Consider the following 26371-nt stretch of genomic DNA (forward strand, 5'->3'; position numbering starts at 1 on the left):
TTAGTTGAGCCTCCTGTACTTGTTCTTCATATCGGCTATTTCGGCAGTGTAATCGTCACTTTAAGGCCTGTTGGTATACGGTTCTCGGCTTTAATCTTACCTTTGTGGGCGGTGATCGCCGCTTCAGTGATTGCCAGCCCAAGTCCCCAGCCTCCACTTTCTCTTTGTCTTGCCGAGTCTGGGCGGTAGAAAGGTTTAAAAATGGCATCGAGTTCGGCGGCATCTATGCCTGGACCATCGTCTTTTATGGTAATTTGTACTTGATCAGCCGTCGCACTCGCCTGCAGGTGAATATCGCTTGCGGCATAACGGATCGCGTTACGCAGCAGATTTTCAATCGCGCGGGAAAGTGATTTAGGAAAATGCGCTAACTCAATTTCTTCATCGATATCGATAGTAATGCTTTTACCTTGCTGTTCTGCTTCAAATTCCGCATCGTCTAAAACTTGGCTCAGGGATTCGGCCAAGCCTAAATGTACTTTGGTTTCGTTAGTACTGAGCTTGACCCGCGAGAGCTCTAACAATTCACTGATAAGCTTTTCGAGTTGCTCAGCTTCATAACCTATGCGTTCCGTTTCGGTGGTCTGCTGACCTTTTTTACGAGCGAGGGCAAGGGATAACTGTAGCCGCGTCAATGGGGTGCGTAGTTCATGGGAAATATCCCCCATGAGCCGCTGCTGATTATTCACCATAGCTTCGATGGAGTCGGCCATGCTATTGAAGGCCTTGGCTAATTGGCCTATTTCATCTTTACGCTGTGTGGTGGACTTATCGACACGGTGACTTAAGTCACCTTCGGCGAGGGCATTCGCACTTTTTTTGAGTGAATTTAATGCTTTACCTAAATGCCACGCGAGCAAGCCACATAATAATCCCGAAAGGAAAATCGCTAGGCTTAAGGTTAATAACTTATTTTCGGCGAAGAAGAAGAACCAAGGCCGTGGATGGTTATCCGGTAGGCGGCCATAAAGTGAATAGGTTTCAGCGCCCAGATTAAATTGATAGGGACCAAACACCAGCTCATCTTTAAACTGATGGCTAATCGGTTGTTTTTCTTCATCTGCCATCAGCATAAAGCTGCGCACACCGCGACTCACCCTGTGGGTGTTGATAACTTGGCCTTGGCTGTTGACAAGATAGACCCGTAGAGGTTTACCTTCCATGTCTCTGTGTCTTTCCCAGCGCCGAAGAAAATCGGATTCCAGTAAGGCGGGGTTTTCTTGAATGCGCTTAGCTATCGTCGATAGGACTTTTTCAAGGTGAGGTGGCAGTGGCGCACGGTCGTGATTTTGTTGCAGCAATGGTAACAGACCCACTAAGGCAATGATTAGCGAGCTGCACAGCCAAAATCCGAGCAATAATTTGATAAATAAACGATTAGGCACAGTCGATACCGCCGTTATGGGAGCCAAATATAACCTTTGCCACGGATGGTTTTCACCCTTGGCCGACCATCGCTACGCTCGGGGAGTTTTTTACGTAGATTCGATAAATGCATGTCTAAGCTGCGATCGAAGGGCATGAGTTTTTTGCCGAGCACTTTCTCGTTTAACTCTTCCTTGTTCATCAACTCTCCAGCGTGCAGTGCTAGGGTGTGCAGCAGAGTGAATTCAGTGCCTGTGAGTATGATTAATTGCTCATTACAGTAAGCTTCTTGGCGCGATGGATCTAAGCGTAGATCGCCAAACTCTTGGGCGGGCGCGGCATGGATTTCTTGGGTTGTTAAGTTCGAACGACGAATAATGGCGCGGATACGGGCGATTAACTCTCTGTCATTAAACGGCTTTGGCAGATAATCATCGGCGCCGATTTCAAGCCCAACTACGCGATCGATTTCATCGCCGCGAGCGGTCAGCATTAATACTGGGGTTTGTTTATGTTGGCGCAGTGCGCGTAGCACTTCAAAACCGTTTAATTTAGGCAGCATGACATCGAGTAGGATCAGATCGTAATCTGCGGTCAATGCCAGATCTAAACCTTGTTTACCGTCGTAGGCCAAGGTTAATTGAAACCCTTCTAACTCGAGCAGTTGCCCTAGTAGCTCAGATAAACCCAGATCGTCATCGATTAATAATATCCGACTCATACTATTCCTTAATCTCTGTAATGTGGCCTCATGTGCCTGTTTATCATAGGCACTTTTAGCGCTTTGGCTGAGTATACCTGTTTTGATGTCAATTGCTGTGTAGCAATGTAAGCCAAAGTAAAGAATAGAGTTATTGCCGCAACTTTACAGTGATTTACTCAGGCAACGCCCTCACTTACATATAGGGGTTTAGACTGGAAGGGTCGAAAGTGACTCGGCTTAAAAGGGTCGTCACTGTGTCTTATTACTTGCCATATTAAAGTTGAACCATCGAGGTTAACACTATGAAAACATTATCACCTTTGAAAGCGAGCCTGTTTGCCATTCTAGCGAGTTCTGCGGTTTTCGCGACGGCAGTTAATGCAGCACCTAAGGATGCTGGCTGCGACTTCTCTAAATCTGAATTCCACAAAGGCGACCGCATGGAACATGGTGGCCGACATATGGGCCACGGTGGCATGCATCGTATGTTTGAAGGGCTCGATTTAACGGATGCCCAGAAAGCTGACGTCAAAAAGTTGTTTGCCGATCAGAAAGCCACGCGTGCTGATAATCGTCCAACGAAAGAGGAACGCTTGGCACATCGCACTGAGATGCAGGCCTTAATTACCGCGCCTAGTTTTGATGAAACACAAGCAAAGGCACTGATGAGTGCGCAGCAAGAGCAGCGTCAAACTCAAGCCATTGAACGTATGAAGCTGCATAATCAAATATTTAATCTGCTGACACCAGAGCAGCAAGCTAAGTTTAAAGCGCGATTTGAAGCACAAGCTGGTAAAGAACCTCGCGGTTAAGCGTCTTAGCTGATATACAATAGGGTCATAGCTTCCCAAGATAGATCCCTTATGACTCAAACTTCCCAATACGATTTTTGGGTCAAACTGGCTAGCCGCGCTTCCGTGGCTACCGCTTTGATCCTTATTCTTATCAAGATGTTCGCTTGGCTTTATTCCGGCTCTGCCAGTATGTTGGCATCTTTGACGGATTCCTTTGCCGATGCTCTCGCTTCTATTATCAATTTTATTGCCATTCGTTACGCGCTTGTGCCGCCGGATCATGACCACAGATATGGTCATGGTAAGGCTGAGCCGTTAGCATCTCTAGCGCAATCCGCCTTTATTATGGGCTCCGCATTTTTATTACTGTTCTATGGTGGCGAGCGTCTATTAACACCTGTTCCGGTTGAAAATGCCACCATAGGTGTAGTTGTTTCTATCATAGCGATTGTGATGACGTTAGCTTTAGTCATGTTGCAGAAACGCGCATTAGCGGCGACAAAAAGTACTGTGGTTGAAGCTGATTCGCTGCACTATAAATCAGATTTATTCCTTAATGGTGCGGTATTGTTGGCATTAGTATTAGCGCAATACGGTTGGTGGTGGGCTGACGGTTTATTTGCGGTAATGATTGCATTTTATATTGGTCATCAAGCCTTTGGCTTAGGTTATCGCTCAATTCAAGCCTTGTTAGACAGAGAGCTAGACGAAGAGACTCGCCAGCAAATCACGCAAATCGCGATGGAAGATCCACGGGTGCAAGGATTGCATGATTTGCGCACTCGTCAAGCAGGCAAAACTGTTTTTATTCAATTTCATTTAGAACTCGATGGCAATTTGAGTTTGAATGAAGCCCACAGTATTGCCGATACAACAGGGATAAGAGTCAAAGCCGCCTTCGAAGATGCTGAGGTGATTATTCACCAAGATCCGGTTAAACCTGATATAAACGAAACATAAATGAAGGGCAAGCTATGGCATGGATGCAGAAGCAAAGTCACAGATGGGATCATTCCACTCGATTGATATGCCGCTATCATAGGCTATCGACTCGCTTTGAGTTGATAGCCGAATCTGTGGTTTCTGACGTTAGCATTCCTATGAATGCAGAAATCACGCTCCTAATGGAACAGAAACCTTCGATAGTAAATCAAGCAGATAGTACCGTATCTCCTGTGATAGCGGGGGCTTGGAGTCAGTTAGTCCTGCGTAAACATCTTTATTACTTACCGCAGAAAATTGATCTCGACATTGCTAACCAAGCTTATCGAGTCCATGTCTGGCCATTATTTCTTTGGCGTACACGTATTACTTGTGTGGCGTCTGGCAGAGTTGTCGTATCCGAATGTTTGGATGTGAGAAGGCGTCGTTCCCTCATCCGTTGGCTATATGCGAGTTTTATAGGGCTGTTGCGGGTGTTAAGTTAAAGTTATTAATAGTTTCAATTTAAAAATAATACTTACAGTAAATATTATTTAGCCACATAACGAATAACAATAACTTCCATTTTCCGACTCAAGCTGAATCAATGCTGTATGATTTGTATTTTGATAATTTAAACCATGACACTTCTGAATTGCTTATTGTAATATCCGCGCCGTCTAATACTTTCGTTAAATCATTAGGGAATTATGATGAATAAATTATCAATTGTTGCTATCTCTTTACTATCAGCATTAGCGGCCACTCAAGTCTCTGCAGCAACCGACACTACTGGATTTTATGTGGGTGGTGCATTAAATAGAGTCACAGCAGATGCTTTTGATGGTTCAGAAACCGGTACTGGTGTAGGCGTATACGGTGGCTATAACTTCAATGAATGGTTTGGTTTAGAAGCTAACCTGTTTGCCACTGGTGACTTAGGCGATAAGAATGTTGATATTAGTGCTGGTGCATTAAGCTTCACACCTAAATTTACTGCACAAATTAATGATATTTTTTCTGCCTATGCCAAAGCGGGTATCGCATCTATGGCGGCGAATGTTGATGGCTATGGTTACGATGAAGACTTTACTGGTTTTGGTTGGACTTATGGTGTAGGTGTTAATGCCGCCGTAACAGAGCACTTAAATATCCGTGTAAGCTATGATGTCACTACAGGTGATTTAGATGCCGACCGTAGCTATTTAGGATTAAAAGATATTGACACTGATATTAAGCAATTCGCTATAGGTATGCATTATCAATTCTAATTTATTAGATTTGGCATATTTAATTCATGCCAATGAAAATTAATTTCAAATAGAAAGGGATGTGAAGATATCCCTTTTTATTGTTTGATATGAATAAGCTTGTATTGATATAACGAGTAGTAACGTTATTTTATCTACTCAATCCATCGACAGTTCTTTTAATTTCCGCGTTAAGGTATTTCGTCCCCAGCCTAAACGTTTCGCCGCTTCCTGTTTATGGCCTTGAGTATGGCGCAGCGCAGTTTCTAGCAGTATGCGCTCGAATGCGGGCTGCACCTCAGTTAACAGATCGCTGTTTCCTTCTGAGAGTTTTTGGTCTATCCACTCAGTAAGTGCCGATTGCCAATCTTGGCTGCCTTTCGCCGTGTGGGTGACACTCACAGGGTCTTTCAGTAATTCTGGCGGTAAATCTTGGGGTAAAATTTCTTGCCCCGATGCCATTACGGTTAACCAACGACAGGTGTTTTCGAGTTGTCTGACATTACCGGGCCAAGGCAATTGGGAGAGTTTTACCGCGGTTTCCTTGGTCATTATTTTAGTTTCTACGCCAATTTCCTTTGCTGCCGAGGCGAGGAAATGGGTAGCGAGCTGGGGAATGTCTTCCCGTCTTTGTGACAGTGGCGGCAAGTGCACGCGGATCACGTTGAGGCGATGGAACAAGTCCTCTCTAAAGCCACCTTTTTGCACTAATAATTCAAGATCTTGGTGGGTCGCCGCTATGATACGCACATCGACTTGCACCGCATTATGACCACCGACGCGGTAGAACTGGCCATCGGCGAGCACTCTTAGTAACCGTGTTTGTACGTCTAACGGCATATCGCCGATTTCATCTAAAAAGAGCGTGCCACCGTTTGCTTGTTCGAAGCGACCTTGGCGGACATTGGCTGCGCCGGTGAAGGCACCTTTTTCGTGGCCGAATAGCTCTGATTCGATCAAATCCTTAGGGATCGCAGCCATGTTCAGCGCGATAAACGGCTTCTCTTTACGTGGGCTGTGCTTGTGTAACGCGCCAGCCACTAACTCTTTACCCGTTCCCGATTGACCATTGATCAGCACGCTGATCGATGAGCGTGAAAGCCTGCCTATGGCGCGAAACACTTCCTGCATCGCTGGCGCTTCACCTATGATTTCGGGTGTTTTGACTTGGGCTTCCTGCGCGGGTGCTGGGCTCTGTTCAGTGGCATGGGTAAGTGCGCGCTCAACCAGAGAGATAGCCTCATCGATGTCGAAGGGTTTAGGCAGATACTCAAATGCGCCCGCTTGATAGGCACTCACTGCACTGTCTAAGTCTGAGTGCGCTGTCATAATGATCACGGGAATATGGGGATAATGCACCTGCAATCGTTCGAGCAGGCTTAAACCGTCCGTGCCGGGCATACGGATGTCCGACACTATCACGTGCGGTTGCGATATTTCTAATGCCTGCCACAGGGATTCGGCGGCGGCAAAGCTGGCGGTGCTGAGCTTAGCACCTTGCAGTGCCTTTTCGAGTACCCAGCGTATCGAGCTGTCATCGTCGAGGATCCACACTTGTTCACTAATTCGCATCTTGCTTCCTCATACGGTATGGGTAGGTACTGTCGAAATTATTTAGCGCTTAAAATCGGTAATGAAATGATAAATTCTGTGTGCCCAGCGCTGGAGAGGCAATCGATTCTTCCCGAGTGTAAACGGGCAATATTATGGGCAATTGAGAGGCCTAAACCTGAACCTTGCTCACGGCTTGTCACCATTGGATAAAATAATGTGTCCATTAGCTCAGGTGGTATACCGGGGCCGTTGTCGATAATCGATAGGGTTAACACTAGCTTGTGGCGCTGTGAACCTATAGTGACTTGGTGTTGAGTGCGAGTGCGGATCAAAATCTCGCCCCCCGTATGCTCAAGTGCTTGCACCGCATTTTGTAAAATGTTCAGCACAGCTTGCTGCATTTGGTCAGGATCCATCTCGATATCGGGAATGGATGGATCGTAATCCCGTTTGAGCTGGATGTTAGCGGGCAGCGCCATTTCAACTAACTTATAGACCTTTTGCACCACTTGATGGATGTTGTGCAGACTGTGCTGTGTCGGCCTTTGGGGGCCGAGCAGACGGTCCACTAAATTACGCAGCCGATCGGCCTGCTCTATGATGAGCGTAGTGAATTCCTTCAGCGCCGGATCATCCAGCTCCCGCGATAACAACTGCGCCGCACCGCGAAGGCCGCCTAAAGGATTCTTGATTTCATGGGCTAAGTTGCGCACCAAAAACTGCGCCGCTTGTTGCTGTGCATCTTGACTCAGTTGCTGATGAATGCGTCTTTGTTGGTCAACTTGGCGCAGTTCGAGCAGGCTGAGCTCTGCCTCGTCATCGAGGGGAATAAGGGTTAAATCAACGGTATGATGTTGGCCATCGAGCGTGACTAGTGCTGCCGTATTGACCGTTAAGCCTTGGCCGGCTGTTACTGCATCCATTAATAGCTTGGCGTCGACACCGAGGATTTGATAGTGCTCAGGCAAAGTTTGTTCTACGAGTCTATGGCTACCAACACCTAATAATTGCTCTGCTGCTGCGTTGGCATAACAAGGCTTGAGATCCTTATCTATGACAAGTACAGCGGTAACTAAATGATTGAGCAGTGTCTCTTTATCCATCGACCGTTCCTAGAAATAGGGTTGCACCACTATGGTGCACCAATCTGGTGCAAGCTGCAACTTGTCTTCATCAAACGGTTTAGTCAGGAGGAGTTAATCTAACTTCATGTATTTAAAGTTTTTATACTAACTTTTACTATACAAATAGTGACATTAACGCTTAGCTGCTTGATGAAGAAATATCTTTCTTGGTGAACTTGATGCAAAGACTTTGCCGTTTTGAGTCAAAGCGTCAACGACTAAGGTATGTTCACCTCTGTCGATGTTTTTGAGTTTGAAGGTACCGCCAATTTGCGGCTGACCGACGGGGTTGCCATCGAGCTTGAGGGTCATCAAATACTGACTTTTTAGCTCTGGGGTGATAGTCGCAACGACGTCGAAATCGCCATTGTTATCTCTGACGGTTTCCTCTTCGGTCGGAGAGGTAATATTGACTTGATATTGAATAGATTCAATTGCTTGATTTGAGCTGTTTAAGTCTGTTTTGGGCAGAGGAAGGGCAATTTGATTTAAGGTCTTATCTTTTAGCTCAACGACTTGGGCATTTGGCTGCGGCTCATCGGAGTAATGGACTTTGCCATCTTTATCGACCCATTTATAAACAGTCGCTTGCGCTAACATGCTAAATAGCACTAAGCCGATGAGTGTGAGTGAACGCATGCTAAAGTCCCTGTAGCCTTGAGATAGAGTTAATCAAGATTAGTCTCTTTTACATCAAAAATCATGGTGTTTGTTGCGCTAAGTGGTTAAGGATGTCACCACAGAGAAGGTATAAAGTCGACAGAAAATGGGGCGGCAGAAACAAGGGTTAGTTAAAGTGGGTTAAGATCGGGCACTAACATGTGCCCGAATTCGATCCATCAATTACAGGCTTGCATCGAGTTGTTTCTCGATCTCACTCGCTTTGACCCAAGCGGCATGTTGGGATAATTGAGTGGCATAGCGTTCAATGTGTTCAAATTTCGCGAGATCGCCACTGTTCGCCAGTAGCTCTACGACGAAGGACATCATGATATCCGCACCCGTGAGCTTGTCTGCAACAAGATAGGTTTTATCGGCCAACATATCATTGAAGTAATGGCTTATCTTACTGACTTCTATCGCCGCATAACCTTCAAGGAAATTGGTTTTACAACCGTCCTTTTGCACGAACATACGCAGTAACAAAGGCAGCATGGCTGAGCTTTCGGCAAAGTGTAGCCATTGCAGATAACTGACATAGTCTGCGCTGTCTCTGGCGGGGGCAAAGGTATCCGCCGCATATTTTTCAATCAGATATTCGGTGATCGCCCCCGATTCTGCTATCACTTGACCGTCCATTTCGATAACGGGTGATTTGCCTAACGGATGAATTTGCTTAAGTTCGGGTGGCGCGAGAAAAGTCTGGCTATCACGTTGATAACTCTTAATTTCATAGGGTTGACCGAGCTCCTCTAGCAACCAGATGATACGTTTAGAGCGTGATTTATTGAGATGGTGCAAGGTGATCATGGGCTTTCCTTTGGACAGTGAGAGTACATTTTGGCTGTCGCACTATTATGGTGCGACAGCTCTTTTTAACGTATTTAGCACACTTGTGCGCCTGTCTTTGTTCATTTCAAGCTGAGCGTCGCGTATTTATCGCTTAGCCTCTCGCGTTCAATTGCGCAACTATGGTTTCGGCTACGGCTTCGGATGATCCCGGATTTTGGCCTGTGATCAAATGGCCATCTGTGACGACAAAGCTTGTCCAGTCATCACCTTTGACATAATTGCCACCATTTTTCTTCAGCATGTCTTCAACCAAAAATGGCACGACATGAGTGAGTTGCACGGCTTCTTCTTCAGAGTTGCTGAAACCGGTAACACGCTTGCCGCCGACCAATGGCTTGCCATCACTGGTTTTAGGGTGCAGCAATGCAGCAGGCGCATGACAGACGAGCCCTAGGGGTTTATTGGCTTGATAAAACTGTTCAATCAAGACGATAGAATGTTTATCTTCGGCAAGATCCCACAGTGGGCCGTGACCGCCCGGATAGAAAACCGCATCATAATCGGCTGCATTGATTTCACTTAAGCGAGTGGTATTCGCTAGCAGTGCTTGCGCCTCAGGATCTTTGCTAAAGCGCGCAGTAGCTTCGGTCTGAAAGTCTGGCTCATCACTTTTTGGATCGAGTGGTGGTTGACCGCCCAGTGGTGAGGCTAAGGTAATGTCAAAACCTTTATTTTAAAAACATAAAAAGGTGAGGCGAATTCTTCTAGCCAAAAGCCGGTTTTTAAACCGGTATCACCGAGTTTATCGTGCGACGTGAGTACCATTAATATATTCATTTTCATACCTTTACCTTAGTTGCTCACATCAATATGTGTGAGCTTTGGGTTTAGTTCATTTGACGTTATAGGGCTAAGGTCAAAATGCTACGGCTCATGGCTGGGTCAATATTGCCATGTTCGCCGAGTGCCACCATGCCATGCAGTTCAAGCTGTTTCACTACGTGATCAACGTGGCTGGCATCGAGATCATAGGCAGATAAATGTGTCGGTATGCCCATGGCTTCGAAGAAAGCCTTGGTTTTTGCGATAGCGGCGTCGATACGCTCGTCATCTGTACCTGTGTTGATGTGCCACACACGGTCGGCGTACTGGAGTAACTTTTCGCGCTTAGCCTCTTTGGTACATTGCAGCAGAGCAGGCAATACGATTGCCAATGTACGCGCATGGTCGATGTCGTAAAGCGCAGTCAGTTCATGGCCTATCATGTGGGTTGCCCAATCGTGCGGAACGCCGACGCCAATCGTGCCGTTGAGTGCCATAGTGGCAACCCACATTAAGTTAGCGCGAATGTCGTAATCTTCGGGTTGAACTAGCACTTGTGGACCAAGCTCAATCAAGGTTTGTAAAAGACCTTCGGCAAATCTGTCCTGCACGGCGGCGTTAACTGGGTAAGTGAGGTATTGCTCTGTGATATGTACAAAAGCATCGACAACACCGTTGGCCACTTGGCGCTCTGGCAGGGTGAAGGTTTTGGTCGGATCGAGTATTGAGAATTGTGGATAAACCAAATCATTACGGAATGGCAGTTTAGCCTGTAGTGATTTACGGGTCACTACGCTGGCGTTGTTCATTTCGGAACCCGTCGCAGGTAAGGTTAAGACTGAGCCAAAAGGCATAGCTTGAGTCACATTGGCGCCCCAGCTAGTGAGAATGTCCCAAGGTTCACCTTCGAATACCGCTGCAGCGGCAACAAATTTAGTGCCATCGATAACCGAACCACCGCCAACCGCGAGGAGGAAGTCGATATTCTGCTCACGTACTTGGGCGACGGCTTTCATTAAGGTTTCATAGGTTGGGTTTGGCTCAATGCCATCGAACTCGATAACGAAACGATTACCCAATGATTGTTTAACTTCGTCTAACGTGCCTGTTTTTCTAGCACTGCTGCCGCCAAAGAGGATCATCACTTTAGCATCGCTCGGTACTAGAGAATCAATTTCGGCGATAGTGTCTTTACCAAAACGGATGCGGGTCGGGTTGTAATAGTTAAAATTTAGCATGGATGATGTTATTCCTATTATTACTTTAAATGAGCAGCGTTAATTGAGCTGCATTAATTAATCGCCCGTCAAATTAGTAGACCAGTCGTCTAATTTTGGGGCGTGAAAAAGTATTCTTTAAAAATCTGGGCTGATCGATATCAGCAAATATTAGTTTTGAGTCGGTATTAGGTTAAAGGGCCGTTTTAGGCGTTAAAATGGATTCAGTCGTTACGAGTGCACGTTCGAGTGCCGCAGGGCTGTGGCCCAACTTGTTCATTAAGCTGGCGCCTAACCACATGTGATACAACATTTCTGCGGTTGATTGCGGATCTTGCTGGGCGATTGATCTATCAGTTATGCCCACTTGAACACAAGTCGTTAACCTCTCTATGATGCCGGCGGAGCCTTTAAGTAAGGCAACACGCATGGCTTCGGATAAATCGGCCACTTCGGCGCTGAGCTTAACGACCAGACACTTTTGATCTACGCAGCCATCGGCTTGTACGTGCAACCATTGTTGCCAGTATTGCATCAAGCGTTGATGGCCTGTCAGTGTTGAGTCATTGAATAATGCGTCTAAATCTAATTGATATTTTTCAAAATAATCAGTAATAAGCGCTTCACCAAACTGTTCTTTGGATTTGAAGTAGTGATAAAACGAGCCTTTAGGCACTTCGGCCGCCTGCAGCAGTAGGGATAAGCCGACGCTGGAGAAGCCTTTGCGTACGATCAGCTTGTAGCCGATGTCGAGAATATGCTGGCGAGTGGATTGAGTTTCAATTTTCATGGGGGTTAGGATAAATCAAATTAGACCGGTCGTCTAGTGTTGTTTTTGTCGGCGATATCAACGCATTCGATTTAGTATGCTTTGCATTGTAAGTTTTACGCTGCCTTGAGTCAGGTTAATAAAATTGCCAAATTGATAAATGTCAGATGGATAAGGCATTCTGATGGTGAAATGGTCGGGTGGACAACATACTCACAGTGCTGAGATAAACCGTCACTGTGAGCATTCGATTCACGATTGATGTGAAATATTAATCGTACTGCCACTCAATCGAGATGATTAGAGGTAGCTACAGCAATATTCGGCAATGGCTGTGTTACGAATTTTAAAGCTAACATTTGCAGCCAGCTCAAACTGAGTTCCTTCGCTAAATTCTTGCCAAGTCGTTGTTTCTGGAAGTAACACCTCAAAACGGCCGCTAGTCACTTCCATGATTTCGCCTTGGGAGGTTGAGAACTCATATTCCCCTGGTAATACAACACCTAAGGTTTGCTTGCTGCCATCGGCAAAAAATACGCTACGGCTAGCCACTTTGCCATCAAAGTAGATGTTGGCTTTTTTAGATACTGACACTTGCTCGAGTAAACTCATTATTAATCCTCTATAAATTGGCTTGAGATGAATTTATATGCATATTTAATAAATTTCAATGCATCATTTGTCGCATGGATGTGCGCATTCAATATCAGTTGATGCTAACGTTCGGTTTATCGCTTATTTCCCACTATATCATTTTGTTTGAAATGATCGGTATGGCTTGGCTGTCATTTAAAGTTATTAATCATTTTTCTACTTAAAAATAATGAGTTGTCAGAATTTTAGTGAACTTTTGATGAAAATAGTCGGCACCGCTTTGTTTAGCTGAGATTCTTCTCCTATAGTTTTAAGGCAGGTTTGATTCTGCAAAGATTGAAGGAATGGAATTCGACGCGCGACAAGGAGTCTCACCATGGGTTTTACTCGTAAAATTCAGCTTATCAGTTTATTGATTGTCCTATTACCCCTCATATTTGCCACCGCAATAGTGACTTACATTGCTCGGGATGAATTGTTTGCCGAGGCCCAGTCTCGTTTAGTGGCTGTGCGTGAGATCAAGCAACGGCAGATTGTTGGCATGTTTCAGGACTTTTCCGATAACCTGCAGGCCGTCAGCGCCGTAATTGCCAGCCAAAAAAGCCTCGATACTCTTACTGACATAGATCAAACCTTGCAGTCATTAAATAAATCCCTCGGTTTTTATGACCTATTTATTATTAGTGACGACGGCACCGTTTTATATACAGTGGCGAAGGAGTCTGATTTCGGCACCAATTTGCGTACTGGACCCTTCCATGATTCGGGATTAGCACAGTTATTCAATAAGGCATTGGGATCGGCGGGCACAGTATTACTACAAGATTTCTCCGCATACGCGCCTTCAAACGGTCAACCGGCGGCATTTATTGGCCAGTCGATTCAGTTTAATCAACAAAGATTGGTGGTGGCGGCTCAAGTATCAATCGATCGCATCAACAGAGTTATGCAAATTCGTGAGGGTATGGGGCAAAGTGGTGAAACTTATCTCATTGGCCCAAATAATCGTATGCGTTCTGATTCTTTTCTCGACCCCATTAATCGTACTGTTACGGCTTCGTTTGCGGGAACGGTAGCTCAGAATGGTGTTGATACGCTGGCGGTAAAGGAGGCGCTGGCTGGTAAATCGGGGGTGATGCAAGTGAATGACTATAACAATAATCCCGTTTTATCCGCTTATTCTCCTGTCGTTGAGCTCGGTTTACGTTGGGGTTTGATGGCTGAAATTGATGTGAGTGAAATTGCTGCTCCCGCCTACCGTATGATGTTTATCGGTTTATCTGTTTGTGCAGCAGCCTTAGTGTTGGCGTTCGCTGCCGCTAAGTTAGTTACAGGGTTTGTATTAAAGCCGCTCGGCGGTGAGCCTGAGGACATGTGTAACTTGACCAGTATGATCGCCTCTGGCGATTTAACTCATAATTTACCGCATGTTCAAACGGATAATCACCTGATGAGTTGGTTGGCGCGGATGCAAACTAAGCTCAAAGAAATCATCAGTCAGCTGGTGGGCGTTGGGCATGAACTTGAATCTGCCGCCGAACAAAACTCTGCCGCTATGACACAAGCCGATTGCAGTATTCAGATGCAGGCTAAAGAAACTGATATGTTGGCCACTGCAGTTGAAGAAATGAGTTATGCCGCAGCTGAAATCAGCACGAATACGATGAGATCCTCCGATGAAGTGTCCGCCTGTACCCATTCGAGTGAAATTCTTTCGCAAAACTTGGCTAGTACTCGTAAAAGCTTAAAAGTGACCTTGAGCAGTTTTGCAACTATTCATCAACAGGTGGGCAGTCTTGAGGCGGATAGTCAGAAAATCGGCTCAGTATTAGCTGTGATAAATGCGATTGCGGAACAAACTAATCTCTTGTCTCTTAATGCGGCGATTGAAGCAGCGAGAGCTGGCGAGCATGGTCGTGGATTTGCTGTGGTTGCCGATGAGGTGCGTCAGTTAGCGGTGAAGGTTCAATTAGCAACTCAGGATATTGGGCAAGTGTTAAAAGGTATTCAGCAACAGTCAGGTGTGCTGGCGTTGCATAGTGTGACTTGTTCCACTGAAGCCTCTAAAACCGCAGAAGATGCGGATGGAATGCAGACCGCGGTGGATGATATTGCTTTGCGCTTAGAAACCTTAAAGGCATTAATGATTCAAACCGCAACCGCTGCGGAAGAACAAACAACGGTTTCGGCGACGATTGCGCAGGGGATTGCTGGCTTAAGCGTGGCGGCGGAGGAAAATAGTGCGGCTATCAGCCAAGTAGCAGCGAGTACGCGGAGTCTGTTGGGGTTAGCAAATCAGCTTGGTTTAACAACGGCACAGTTTAAGGTGTAGATATTTTTCGCTGCATTTACAGTGTTCTCACCTTAGTTGGTGCTGTAAATGTGACTGAGCGGGATGTTACACATCCGCCAGAAATGGATTTCTGGCGGATATTTTTATCAGGACTTCAGTTGGTTATCCCATGAGTGAGCATTAACGTTTACGCCAAATTGTCATTTCTGAGATGGAATGTTGGAATTTACGTTTAGTCTCGCGGATCACGAAGGGAATTTCCTTCACTGCGACCAGCTCAAATTGGCCGATCAAGGTTTCGGTCAAACCATCTAAGGTGGTGAAGTTCTCTCCTTTGACTTTAACGCCACCTAACCATTTATCCTTGGGCGTATAATCTTCAAGCCAAGTGTATGGCGAGGCAATCACAAGGTATCCACCTTGATTAATTCGCTGGGCAATACTGGTTAAAAAGTGTTTAGGCTCGTTCAACCTGTCGATAAGATTTGAGGCATAAACCAAATCATAACCTGTGTAGATGGGCTTTAAATTACAGGCATCACCTTGCATAAAGTTGACCTTTTTCGCCTCAAGCTCATATCCCAGTTTTGCGAGACTCGCACTCTTAAATTCTTGTAAGTCGCCTTCGGTGCGTATGGTGTAACGTTTTTCACCTTGTTCTGTCAACGCATAGGCCTGTTGAATAAAGCGCGCCGAGAAGTCGATACCATCAACATGATCAAACACTTTTGCCAGTTCGAAACTCGCGCGACCAACGGAGCAGCCGATATCGAGGGCTTTAGCTGTATGAGTCAATTGAATTTCACTCAGCGCTTGCTGCACACCATTGACGCAGAAGTTAGCAACCCCGAAATATTCGGCGCCATAGTGAAATTCAAGGTATTGGGAAATCAGTTCATCCGTTTCGTACACATTGACCTCTTCCATTTGAGCTGGATTTTGGGTGGATTCCACATAGCGAAAGCCCGCGTGTTGATAAAAATGTCGACGAAACGAATAGCGTGATGAAGCTATTGCCTCATTACCCGTAGAGATCCACGAGCCGCCTTTGATGAGATTATGTTTGCCATCGAAGGTTGGGGTGGAGAAATCATCGTAAAGTGGGTGTACGGCGAAGCCGTCAAAACCGTCGATTGCGGTTTCTGTCCATTGCCAAACATTACCGACAATATCGAAAAAGCCATTATGTTCGAAGCGATTCACTGGGCAAGAAGAGGCGTAATAAGCCAAAGCAATATTGCCCGGCACTTCATGCCAATCGGGCGCATCGGCGGGCACATTCTCGCGTAAGATGTACCACTCAGCTTCAGTTAATAGACGTATATTGCTTTGCTTTTGTTCGGCTTTCCAATTACAGAAGGCCTTAGCTTCGAGCTGATTCACTTCAACAGGCCAGTTTAATGGCAGCGGAATTTCTTCCACTAAGTTACGTTGCCACCATTTATCTTGTCTTAAGCGCCAAAAACGCGGCATTTGTGCTTGGGTATAGGCAAGCCAAGCTTGGCCTTCTTCATTCCAAAATTGGGGTGAGCGATAGCCGCCAGCTTCGACGAATGCGAGATACTCTTGATTCGAGACTAAGAATTTAGCCGCCTTAAAGTCGTTAACGTTAAATATTTTATGGCCGTACTCATTGTCCCAGCCGTAGGTTTGGTCTTGTTCTGTTTTGCCTAAGGTCACTTTTTGCCCTTTTACAGCCAATAAACTGTTGGTCTCGGCAGGGGCGGTGTCTTGGCACGCAGGCCAGAGGTGGTTGGGCGCGACATACTCCAGCGGCAGTTGGCGTATGATCACCGATGAGGTTTCTAAATGAATACGCTCATGTTCAATGCCCATCAAAATGATCCAAGCTGGACTATTTTGAGTGATAGGTAACGCTAGAGGCATTTCATCGATAACACGATTGATGACAGCATTAACTTGTTGGCGATAGCTTCGCACCTCTGCTACATCCGGCCACGGATAATGTTGTTCGTTCAAATCATCCCAAGACATCTCATCGACACCAATGGCGAACATGGATTCGAAGTTGTCGTTTACTCGTTCATCGAGAAATTTACCAAGTTTGAGTTTGTTGATATAGAAAGTGGCCGTATGGCCAAAGTAAAAGATTAACGGATGGCGCAGCGGCTCGGCTTTGAGGTAATAGGCGCTATCTTCTTGGATCAAATCATACAGAGACTCGTATAAAGCCCATGTCTGATTAAAGTATTGCTTAAGCTCTTGACGCTTTCCGGCCTCAGTTTCACCAATGAGCTTAAGGGGTTGAGGGGGTTGCGTTATGGGCTTATCCATAGACAAGTAAACTCCGTATTTATCGGCCTGCGGTGCAAGCATGGGAAGATTAATCTATCGTGTGTGACTCTATACGCGATTACTGAGCTCAGGATCACTTTGTCAGCTTAATGTGTCGGTTTCAGGCAAAGTGTTTTACAAACTAACAGAAAGACCAATTGAGTCCAACATCAGTGCTGGAGCTTAAAGCATCTCAGGTATGACCCTTTGGTTTGGAATTATCTTACAAAGAAAGTGATGCGCTCAATTTAGTGATGCTATCCCTTACAGGGATTAAAATTATTTTATCCCTGAAGAGTATTTTCTCTGTCGGGGTTAAGGCAGAATGATCCCGTCCGTAAAATTATTATGCAGGATATAACGGGATGACAATTAACGCATTATGGATACCCGCCTGGTATGAGCTTGATCCGTCGATCGTAGTGGGTGTGACTGAGGAGTTTGTTTTTCACAAGACTGCCGCAAACGAGGCGTTAAAGTTTTACAGCGGTGCAAAGGAAAACGATGCCGTTAAGGCAACCGGAACTATTTCGGCCATTAAGCACAATGTCTTGGGGGACATTGAAAGTGTCGATGCGCAGGGGCTCGATTATACGCTTGTGTTGCAAGATGGACGGCGTTTGTTAGTCAACGCAGAGGAAAACCCTGGCTTGGTTTATGAGTGGGTTGATGACAGTTGGCAGCCTTCAGATATGGTCATTACAGATTGGACATTAGCAGTACAATTTGCGTCTTTATCACCATTGACGCCAATAAAGTAATTGAAGGTTTATCGTGAGTAACTAGATGGCAAAGTGCAGTTAGCGCTCGGGATCCGAGGTTGACTGCACTTTTACTTGTTCAGCAAGTTGTTGGTATTCTTGTTTGATTTCTGCAATATAAACATCGTGAAAATTCAATTCATTAAATTCTTCTATACAGAGCTGATAACGGCGTAGCTGCTCAGATTTTTCTTCGGCGGTATCCCATATTTCCATTAGCATAGCGTTTGATTCCATTCATAAATTTAATATATGTATCCAGCATGCATTTTAACTATGTCTACTGATAATTAATCGAGTCGGCTTCAAAATGGTTACGCTTCATTTTGTCCTGAGACGTTATCTTTTCTATAAATCGATTTTAAACAAAGTGTTAGAGTTAACAGCTGTGTTATACCGTATGGATGTATAACTGTTTTCCTCGTCTTCTTCGGGACAAATGCTTACATCAAGGCGCTGCCATATCCTTATAGTGTTTCTATCTTGATGATTGGATTGTGCCTGTGAGCATTTTGCTCTAGATTGATATTTCTTTGTTTTTATCTTCTGGCCTTGATGCTTTTTTGCCCTTTGGAGCCGTGTAATGGCTAATATTCTGTTAGTTGCCAATCTCAACTGTGATCGGATCTTACTGCTTGATAAACCTTTAAAAACGGGTGGACGTTTCCATTATCAAGATGGCGGCCAAAGGCTCGGCGGCGGTGGAGCAAATACCGGATTAGGTTTAGTCTGGGCAGGGCATAGTGTCGCGCTGGTGAGTCAAGTGGGCCGTGATGACATGGGGGATTGGCTCATTGCAGAAGCCAGTACTCAAGGGCTAGATTGTCGTTTAGTGCAGCGCCGCGCCGGCAATACATGCGAAATGCTGCTTGTAATGACGCCAGATGGCGAGCGCACCATTATTCGGCCACAAAGACCCATATTTGAATTATCTGTACCGCCGAAATGGCAGCAATGGGACGCGTTGTATTTTAATACTTCCGCTGAAGGCTCTGTCAGCTGGGCAAAAACAGCTTTAGAACATTGTCTTGTGGTCGCGCAATTAGCCAAGGACGACAGACAGAGACCTTGTCATATTTTATTGGCCTCCATGAGTGATATTCAGGGGCGTTGTGATGGCGCATCTTGGGAATATGGCAAAAGCATTGGCGGCGATTGTCTGCGTTACTTTATTGTCACCGATGGTATCAATGGGGCTAAGGTTTACACGCATGATCAAGTGCAGCATGTTGCAGCTATCCCTGCCACAGTTGTTGATACCACTGGCGCGGGTGATGCCTATGCGGCAGGGTTGATCCACAGTCTCTGCATCGGCCAGTCGATTACTGAGGCCATGGCAGAAGGGGCGATTTGGGCGGCATTTGCGGTGGCAACTGATAGTTCTATTCCGGGTGAGGCACTAAAACAGTATTTAGAGGCGAAGCAAATCGCATGAAAATCTGCGGGCGAGCAGTTTGAGTCATCTTTCTGTCATACGTCCTTGCTAGAGTATGTCTTGTGGCGCATAGCTTGTCCCTTAACGTTTTCTTGTACTTTTCTCCCATTTATTGGTTAGTATGTTTTTGCCTCGTTTCCCCAACGAGGCATTTTTTTGCTCAAAATAAAGTTATTCCATCGTAGAACGCCAATACGACAGAAATCTTGTGCGGCCATGGCGCAATTGCGTTAACATTTATTCAACTAAAATAGTTATCGTTAAATTAAAATAATAAGCCACTCAAGGTGTTCTGTAGTCTTTGGAGTTGAGAATGGGCAATAACGCTTGGAATGATAAAAATAAATTTATTTGGCTTCTGTCTGTTTTGCTTTTGGTCGCCTTTTTAGTGACCAGCGGTATCAGTTACAAAGTGGCCCATGATTCACTGAGCCAACAAATAGAGAGCAATACCTTACCGCTCACAAGTGACAATATTTATTCAGAAATTCAACAGGATTTGTTACGACCCATCTTTATTTCATCCTTGATGGCGCAGGATACCTTTGTTAGGGATTGGACCTTAAGTCATGAGCAAGAGCCCGAAAAACTCATTCGTTACCTTAAGGAAATCCAAGAAAAATACGGTACAGTCACTAGCTTTTTTGTGTCTGAGAAAAGTCGAAATTATTACCATTCCACGGGCATTTTAAAACAAATCCAAGATGTAGAGCCTGACGATGCTTGGTATTTTCGAGTGCGCTCTTTACCCGAATCTGAGCATTATGAGGTCAATATTGATGCTGATACGGCGGACCGCAGTAAAACAACCGTATTTGTGAATTATAAAGTTTTTGATTTTGAAGGAAAATTTATTGGTGTTACCGGTGTGGGGTTGGCGGTTGAAAAGGTTAAAGCCTTAATTGAGTTATATCAAAAGCGTTATAACCGCCGAGTGTTCTTTACCGATCGGCAAGGTAATGTCACTTTGCATGGCGATCAATATGACGGTACGGATTCGCTGCAAACGAACGTAGGGCTTGATAATTTGGCTACGCGTATTTTAACCAGCCCAAGTGCCGCCTTCAGCTATCAGAAAAACGGGAAAACGGTTTATCTCAATAGTCGCTTAGTTCCTGAGTTTAAGTGGTATTTGATTGTTGAGCAGGAGGATGCGCCACAAGAGCGGGAACTGTTAAATACGTTTTGGGGTAATTTGGCGTTAAGCCTAATGGTGACTCTAGGTATTTTATTCATCTCAAACATGACCTTAGGTCGTTATCAGCGCAAACTAGAAATTATGGCTTCTACCGATAAGCTCACTGGCGCCGCTAACCGTCAGGTGTTTGATGAGTACTTTAGGCAGGCGTTAGATAAAGCTAAGCTGACACAATCGCCGATTTCAATACTCTTGTTGGATATCGACCACTTTAAAAAAGTGAACGACAGTTATGGGCATGGGATTGGTGACTTAGTATTAAAAACCATGACGAATATGCTGCGTGGTTTACTACAACAACAGGATATTTTATGTCGCTGGGGCGGTGAGGAGTTTTTAATTTTACTCCCTGAGATGGATTTATCCCGAGCGGCAGAACTGGCAGAACAGATCCGTGACCTCATTTCCCAGCGGGAAATTAAAGTGAATGGATTGCACATTTCTATTACTGCCAGTATTGGTGTTGCTGAGCATCAAGTGCAAGAGCCCGCGGAGGATCTTATTAAACGTGCCGATCTGGCCTTGTATCAGGCAAAAGAAGCGGGCCGAAATCAAGTGGTGTTAAATCATTCATAGACTCTACTCGGTTCTTCTTGGCAGCAATGTTTAGCCTACCTTTGTGGGTTATGGCGCGGGTTGATTGTATTATTGGCGTATCGCGGTTTACACTCTGACAGTAATGCGCGATAGGTCATTGATTTGGAGTTGCAGATGTCAAAGTTGTTGATTAATAAGTTGTCTGGATTGTACTTAGGAACTCATCTTCAAGAAATGTTCGGTGTTGCTACGGGGATTGATGGTAAGCAAGCGGCTCAACAACTGTTAGTGCATATCGACCATGTTGAAGGGGACGCGCAGGCCGATCCAAAACACCATGGCGGCCTTGATCGCGTGCTACATCATTTCCCCCGCGAACACTACGGCCAATATCGTCGTTGGGACTTAATCACCCTGCTCGAAGATGTGCCCAGCATGGGAGAGAACATTAGCACAGTTGGACTGAACGAAACTCAAGTCAATATTGGCGATATCTTGCAAATTGGTGCAGTAAAAGTGCAAGTGACTCAGCCGCGTTCACCTTGTTTTAAATTGAATCTGCAATTTGGTCACAGAGAATTTGCCCTCGCCATGCAGCAAAGCCAATTATGTGGTTGGTTTTATAGAATCTTAACCCCAGGGATTATTCAGTTAAACGATAGGATTGAATTAGTTGAGCGTCGTACTGATATCAGTGTTGCCGAGGCCATGTCACTCTATTTCTCGCCAACGTTTAATGCCAGTGCCTATGATCGTTTAGCTTCCTGCGAGGGATTAGCGCTGAGTTGGGTTAATAGCCTACAACGCCGCTTAGCATTACAGACAGTAGAAGATTGGCAAATGCGTTTATATGGGCCGAGTGGAAAATAAGGCTTTATATTCAAAATGATAAAACAGGGATGACCTATGATTGAACCCGTTACAAAAAGTGATAAAGATTTTGGCTTACTGGTATACGCCTCAAGTTTTATTGGATACTTAGTGCCGTTGGGCTCTATTCTTGGTCCTTTGATCATTTGGCTGATGAAGCGTGAAGAGTCCGCATTTGTCGATCAATGTGGCCGTAGTTGTTTGAACTTTAAATTGAGCCTGTTGATTTATGTGATCATCAGTGGCGTACTCGCTTTGGTCGGCATTGGTTTCATCTTTTTAGCCATACTCGGCATATTCGATTTGGTGTGCACTGTGCTGGCGATTATTAAGGCCAGCGAAGGTAAAGTGTATCGCTATCCATTAACGATTAAATTTATTGCTATGGATTAATTACCTCTGCGAGTTAAAGAAAAACGCCTTAGATGGAAACATCTAAGGCGTTTTTTATGGCGTAAGTTTTAAGATTTTACACCTTAAACTTGGCCACTAAGGTATCTAAGCGGTGTGACAGTTGATTCAAGGCTAAACTCGCCTGTGCCGCCGCTTGTGCAGTATTGGCAGTACGTTGAGTAATGTCATTGATTTCAGTGACGTTACGGTTTATGTCTTCCACCACTGTGGATTGTTCTTCCGTTGCCGCAGCAACTTGGATGTTCATGTCGCTGATAAGACCAATGCGATCGCTAATGCCAATTAACGATTTGCTGGCTTCATCGACGGCTACAACGCCTTCGTGGGAGCGGGTACGACTCTGGGCCATCGCATTAACCGCGCGGCTGGCTTCCGATTGCAGCTTGTCGATCATGCCTTGCACTTCATTGGTCGATGCTGCTGTGCGTGAGGCTAAGTTACGTACTTCATCGGCCACGACAGCAAATCCGCGTCCAGCTTCGCCGGCACGTGCTGCTTCAATGGCCGCGTTAAGTGCTAACAAGTTAGTCTGCTCAGAGATAGCGCGGATCACATCTAAAATACCACCGATGGATTTAGTGTGGGTCGCGAGGGACTCAATCACTTCACCCACTTGGCCAACGTCTTTCGACAATTGGTTAATGGTATCGCGGGCACGGGTTACCACAACTTGGCCGCTGCTGGCTTCAGTATCTGCATCTCTGGCGGCAACCGCAGCTTGGGCGGCATTACTGGCAATTTCGTTAACCGTCGCGCCCATTTCATTAATGGCCGTTACCACCATCATAGTGCGATCTTTCTGCTCGTGGCTGTCTTCTAAGGTTTGCTGTGCCTGATTCGACACATCCTTAGCCGAGAAACCGAGCTGTTCGCTGGTTTGTGCCACTTCGATGACAGATTCCTGTATCTTGCTGATAAAGCTGTTAAATCCTTTGGCGAGCTGTGCAATTTCATCTTCACCATTGACTGGTAGACGTTGACGTAAGTCACCTTCGCCTTCGCCTATGTCGTGGAACATGGCGGCAACTTGGGCAATAGGACGACTCACAGAACCTGCCACCACGATGGCGAGTACAATAAAGCCTGCTGCAATTATTAGCGTCCAGATTAAGATCTGATAAGCCGCTTCGGTTAATAGTGCGAATACTTCGGCCTCTGGCACCTGTGCGACTAAGTACCAATCCATAGATGCGATATAACTACTGGCAACCAGCATGTTTTCGCCATTGATTTTGGTATTGATCAGATTGAAATCACTGCGGTTTAATAATGAGCTTGAACTCGCATCCTTGTATAAGTTGCTTAGGCTGCTCTTACCAATTTGGCTCGTATCTGGGTGGAGTTTCACCTCACCTTTAGCATCCACTAAGTAGACTAAACCGGTTTCTTCAATCTTAAACGAGCTCAGCAAACGCACCATGTCATCGAGTGATTTAGCGAGCCCGACTAAGCCGCGACCATTGGGTTGTTGGTAGTTAATGAAGAGTTTGACTTCGCCGTTGGCCTCAGTAAATACGTTCAACATACGTTCTTGGCCACTGTCTCGGTAACCAAAAAACCAGCCATCCTGCGCAGGAGTGAGCACGCGCAGAAAACCATCCTGAGTGTAGTAGGCGGCAGTTTGTCTATCAGCGTAGGAAGCTTGCGCTAGCTTATACTGACGAGTGATGTCTTTGAGTTGGGCTACGACTTGGGTTTCTTGGGCCTGTGGTCTACCGTCTTCTAGCCATTGCAGTAACATGCGGCTACTGGCCAATTGTTCTGCAGCATTCATTAAAGTGGAAATGTCGAGATCGATCTTATTGCGAATTTGCATCATTAAGCTCGGTAATTCCGAACCTAACATCCTTTGTTGTACGACATTTTTCGCGCTACGTTGGCTTAATACGCCGACGAGTATGGTCGACAACAGTACTGCAAATGTCACTGTTAACAGAATTTTCTGCTTAATGGTGAGGTTATTAAATATCATAAATATCAATATGCCTGTGTTGGACTATTTTGAGTTATCGGTCAACGCACTCTTGTACGGTAAAAGATTATCGGACAGAAATGTGAAAAGTTAACCTTAGTCTAGGCCGGTTGCCGAATAAAACAGCGTATAGAACACTTATTTGGCCTAACCTGTTGGTCTTGCTGTAGATCTAATTATGTAGAGTATAGATGGAAATGAGATGGTGATTGAAAACGAACTCTTTTTTGTGTGGCAATTGTGGCCAATGTCGCGAGTAAGGGCAAGCAAAAAAAGTGAACTATTCGTGTAAAAGGTGAAAAAAAGGCGCTCCACTGAGCGCCATTATTTACATTTATCATCCAAATGTTACATGTTGGGGTAGTTTGGACCACCACCGCCTTCCGGTGTAACCCAAGTGATGTTTTGGCTCGGATCTTTAATGTCGCAGGTTTTGCAATGAATGCAGTTTTGCGCATTGATTACAAACTTGGGTTGACCCGCCTCTTCGACGATTTCATACACGCCGGCTGGGCAGTAACGCTGTGCTGGCTCATTAAACTGAGTCAAGTTAATGCCCAGTGGAATACTGCTGTCCTTGAGACGTAAATGGCAGGGCTGATCTTCCTCATGATAAGTGCTCGACAGATACACTGAGGACAGTTTATCGAAGCTAAGCTTGCCATCGGGTTTTGGATAATCAATCTTGCTGTAAGCGCTCACAGGTGCCATTTGCGCATAGTCTGGGTGCTCATCACGCAGTGTGATAGGGAACTTTCCGCCAAACCAGTTTTGATCTATATAGTTGAATGCGCCGCCTAGATAGGTACCAAATTTGTGCATTGCTGGACCAAAGTTGCGGGATTTATGCAATTCTTCGTATAGCCAGCTTTCTTCAAGGTGGGTTTGGTAACAGTCGAGATCTTTACCGCCTTCAACCCCTGCCATCATGGCTTTACCTAAGGTTTCTGCTGCAACAATCCCGCTCTTCATCGCAGTGTGAGTGCCTTTGATTTTAGCAAAGTTCAAAGTACCCGCGTTGCAGCCTATGATAAGACCGCCAGGAAAACTCATCTTAGGTAGCGAGTTTAAGCCGCCTTTAGTAATCGCGCGGGCGCCATAACTAAGGCGTTCGCCACCCGTTAAATACTTAGCAATCACAGGGTGGGTTTTATAGCGCTGGAATTCGTCAAATGGGCTCAGATGCGGATTTTTGTAGTTCAAATCAATAATAAGGCCGACCGCAATTTGGTTATCTTCCATGTGATAAAGGAAGCCGCCACCCGATGCGCCCTCGGTTAATGGCCAGCCACCTGTGTGAACGACTTTGCCTTGTTCGTGTTGTTCGGCGGGGACTTTCCAAATTTCTTTGAAGCCTAAACCGTAATGCTGTGGTGTTTTACCATTATCTAAATGGTATTTTTCGATAAGTTGCTTGCCTAAGTGGCCGCGGCAACCTTCGGAGAAAACGGTATATTTAGCGTGCAACTCCATGCCTGGCATAAAGCTATCTTTGGGTTCGCCATCGGCACCCACTCCCATATCGCCAATTAAAATACCTTTAACGCTGTTATCGGCGTTAAATAGCAGTTCACTGGCGGCAAAGCCGGGGAATATTTCGACACCGAGTTCTTCTGCGCGATTGGCAAGCCAGCGGGACAGATTACCGACGCTGATAATAAAATTGCCGTCGTTGTGCATGGTTTTTGGCACAAAGGCATTGGGCATCACTCGGCCGTCGGTGGCTGAGCTGAGTAGGTAGATTTCGTCGTGGGTGACAGCGGTTTTTATTGGAGCATCTTTTTCGCGCCAGTCGCTGAATAGCTCGTCTAGCACTTTTGTCTCGAACACTGCGCCTGACAGAATATGCGCGCCCACTTCTGAGCCTTTTTCTACCACACAGACGGTAATTTCTTTACCTGAATCCTGTGATATTTGCATTAATCGACATGCCGTGGCCAAGCCAGCTGGACCAGCACCGACGATAACAACATCGAATTCCATTGATTCGCGTTCCATCAGTTCACCTCTTCCTTCACGTTTCCCCGATTT

Annotated in this window: 23 protein-coding genes and 1 pseudogene; 10 read left to right on the top strand and 14 right to left on the bottom strand. The window is 45.6% G+C overall.

Annotated elements, in window-relative coordinates; translation table 11 throughout:
• Positions 1-35: 35 nt before the first annotated feature.
• Entirely contained in the window at positions 36-1385 is a 1350-nt protein-coding gene (locus CKQ84_RS09600) for an ATP-binding protein (protein WP_105253044.1), read from the bottom strand.
• Positions 1386-1399: 14 nt separating this feature from the next.
• Positions 1400-2086, bottom strand: a complete 687-nt coding sequence (locus tag CKQ84_RS09605; protein ID WP_105251061.1) for a response regulator — start codon at positions 2084-2086, stop codon at positions 1400-1402.
• Between the two features lie 284 nt (positions 2087-2370).
• On the opposite strand from CKQ84_RS09605, the gene CKQ84_RS09610 reads away from it, so the two are divergent.
• From CKQ84_RS09610 to CKQ84_RS09625, 4 genes are all read left to right on the top strand, one after another.
• Positions 2371-2880 carry a Spy/CpxP family protein refolding chaperone gene (locus CKQ84_RS09610; protein ID WP_105251062.1) on the top strand — a complete coding sequence of 170 codons (510 nt, stop codon included), beginning with the start codon at positions 2371-2373 and terminating at the stop codon, positions 2878-2880.
• 51 nt (positions 2881-2931) lie between these two features.
• Positions 2932-3822, top strand: a complete 891-nt coding sequence (locus tag CKQ84_RS09615; protein WP_105251063.1) for a cation diffusion facilitator family transporter — start codon at positions 2932-2934, stop codon at positions 3820-3822.
• Between the two features lie 14 nt (positions 3823-3836).
• The gene (locus tag CKQ84_RS09620; protein WP_105251064.1) at positions 3837-4289 is read left to right on the top strand and encodes a hypothetical protein; all 453 of its coding nucleotides are present in this window, start codon (positions 3837-3839) and stop codon (positions 4287-4289) included.
• 207 nt (positions 4290-4496) lie between these two features.
• On the top strand, positions 4497-5054 hold the full coding sequence (locus CKQ84_RS09625) for a porin family protein (protein WP_105251065.1): 558 nt from the start codon (positions 4497-4499) through the stop codon (positions 5052-5054).
• A gap of 138 nt (positions 5055-5192) precedes the next feature.
• Here CKQ84_RS09625 and glnG read toward each other — a convergent pair whose 3' ends face one another.
• The 8 genes and pseudogenes from glnG to CKQ84_RS09665 all read right to left on the bottom strand — a co-directional run bounded on the left by glnG (position 5193) and on the right by CKQ84_RS09665 (position 12583).
• Positions 5193-6605: a nitrogen regulation protein NR(I) gene (glnG, locus tag CKQ84_RS09630; RefSeq protein ID WP_105251066.1), complete on the bottom strand. Its 1413-nt coding sequence runs from the start codon at positions 6603-6605 to the stop codon at positions 5193-5195.
• A gap of 38 nt (positions 6606-6643) precedes the next feature.
• Complete coding sequence (gene glnL, locus CKQ84_RS09635) at positions 6644-7690, bottom strand: nitrogen regulation protein NR(II) (RefSeq protein WP_105251067.1); 1047 nt, start codon at positions 7688-7690, stop codon at positions 6644-6646.
• Between the two features lie 153 nt (positions 7691-7843).
• The gene (locus CKQ84_RS09640) at positions 7844-8350 is read right to left on the bottom strand and encodes a DUF4124 domain-containing protein (RefSeq protein WP_105251068.1); all 507 of its coding nucleotides are present in this window, start codon (positions 8348-8350) and stop codon (positions 7844-7846) included.
• 204 nt (positions 8351-8554) lie between these two features.
• Positions 8555-9181 carry a glutathione S-transferase family protein gene (locus CKQ84_RS09645; protein WP_105251069.1) on the bottom strand — a complete coding sequence of 209 codons (627 nt, stop codon included), beginning with the start codon at positions 9179-9181 and terminating at the stop codon, positions 8555-8557.
• Positions 9182-9314: 133 nt separating this feature from the next.
• Positions 9315-10006: pseudogene (locus tag CKQ84_RS09650) on the bottom strand (type 1 glutamine amidotransferase domain-containing protein).
• A 59-nt stretch (positions 10007-10065) separates the two neighbouring features.
• Positions 10066-11223, bottom strand: coding sequence for an iron-containing alcohol dehydrogenase (locus CKQ84_RS09655; protein WP_105251070.1), 1158 nt, complete (start codon positions 11221-11223; stop codon positions 10066-10068).
• Between the two features lie 172 nt (positions 11224-11395).
• On the bottom strand, positions 11396-11992 hold the full coding sequence (locus tag CKQ84_RS09660; protein ID WP_105251071.1) for a TetR/AcrR family transcriptional regulator: 597 nt from the start codon (positions 11990-11992) through the stop codon (positions 11396-11398).
• 279 nt (positions 11993-12271) lie between these two features.
• Positions 12272-12583: a pyrimidine/purine nucleoside phosphorylase gene (locus CKQ84_RS09665; RefSeq protein WP_063884943.1), complete on the bottom strand. Its 312-nt coding sequence runs from the start codon at positions 12581-12583 to the stop codon at positions 12272-12274.
• A gap of 358 nt (positions 12584-12941) precedes the next feature.
• On the opposite strand from CKQ84_RS09665, the gene CKQ84_RS09670 reads away from it, so the two are divergent.
• The gene (locus CKQ84_RS09670; RefSeq protein WP_105251072.1) at positions 12942-14897 is read left to right on the top strand and encodes a methyl-accepting chemotaxis protein; all 1956 of its coding nucleotides are present in this window, start codon (positions 12942-12944) and stop codon (positions 14895-14897) included.
• 141 nt (positions 14898-15038) lie between these two features.
• On the opposite strand, the gene ovoA is transcribed toward CKQ84_RS09670, so the two are convergent.
• Positions 15039-17153 (bottom strand): 5-histidylcysteine sulfoxide synthase, encoded by a 2115-nt coding sequence (gene ovoA, locus CKQ84_RS09675; protein WP_105251073.1) that lies wholly within the window; start codon positions 17151-17153, stop codon positions 15039-15041.
• 365 nt (positions 17154-17518) lie between these two features.
• On the opposite strand from ovoA, the gene CKQ84_RS09680 reads away from it, so the two are divergent.
• A complete protein-coding gene (locus CKQ84_RS09680) occupies positions 17519-17914 on the top strand; it encodes a hypothetical protein (protein ID WP_105251074.1) in 396 nt (131 codons plus the stop codon).
• Between the two features lie 39 nt (positions 17915-17953).
• Here the strand turns inward: CKQ84_RS09680 and CKQ84_RS09685 are convergent, their stop codons facing one another.
• Positions 17954-18136: a hypothetical protein gene (locus CKQ84_RS09685; protein WP_105251075.1), complete on the bottom strand. Its 183-nt coding sequence runs from the start codon at positions 18134-18136 to the stop codon at positions 17954-17956.
• A gap of 361 nt (positions 18137-18497) precedes the next feature.
• Between CKQ84_RS09685 and CKQ84_RS09690 the strand changes: the two genes are divergently transcribed.
• From CKQ84_RS09690 to CKQ84_RS09705, 4 genes are all read left to right on the top strand, one after another.
• Positions 18498-19349 carry a PfkB family carbohydrate kinase gene (locus CKQ84_RS09690; RefSeq protein WP_105251076.1) on the top strand — a complete coding sequence of 284 codons (852 nt, stop codon included), beginning with the start codon at positions 18498-18500 and terminating at the stop codon, positions 19347-19349.
• 313 nt (positions 19350-19662) lie between these two features.
• Positions 19663-21123: a diguanylate cyclase gene (locus CKQ84_RS09695; RefSeq protein WP_105251077.1), complete on the top strand. Its 1461-nt coding sequence runs from the start codon at positions 19663-19665 to the stop codon at positions 21121-21123.
• A gap of 135 nt (positions 21124-21258) precedes the next feature.
• Positions 21259-21954: an MOSC domain-containing protein gene (locus CKQ84_RS09700; RefSeq protein ID WP_105251078.1), complete on the top strand. Its 696-nt coding sequence runs from the start codon at positions 21259-21261 to the stop codon at positions 21952-21954.
• A 36-nt stretch (positions 21955-21990) separates the two neighbouring features.
• Positions 21991-22347, top strand: coding sequence for a DUF4870 domain-containing protein (locus CKQ84_RS09705; protein WP_105251079.1), 357 nt, complete (start codon positions 21991-21993; stop codon positions 22345-22347).
• Between the two features lie 76 nt (positions 22348-22423).
• On the opposite strand, the gene CKQ84_RS09710 is transcribed toward CKQ84_RS09705, so the two are convergent.
• Together CKQ84_RS09710 and CKQ84_RS09715 are read right to left on the bottom strand one after the other, a co-directional pair.
• The gene (locus CKQ84_RS09710) at positions 22424-24340 is read right to left on the bottom strand and encodes a methyl-accepting chemotaxis protein (RefSeq protein WP_105251080.1); all 1917 of its coding nucleotides are present in this window, start codon (positions 24338-24340) and stop codon (positions 22424-22426) included.
• Positions 24341-24688: 348 nt separating this feature from the next.
• Entirely contained in the window at positions 24689-26338 is a 1650-nt protein-coding gene (locus CKQ84_RS09715; protein ID WP_105251081.1) for an electron transfer flavoprotein-ubiquinone oxidoreductase, read from the bottom strand.
• Positions 26339-26371: the final 33 nt, after the last annotated feature.

This window comes from Shewanella sp. WE21 (assembly GCF_002966515.1).
In the GTDB taxonomy this organism is placed as follows: domain Bacteria; phylum Pseudomonadota; class Gammaproteobacteria; order Enterobacterales; family Shewanellaceae; genus Shewanella; species Shewanella oncorhynchi.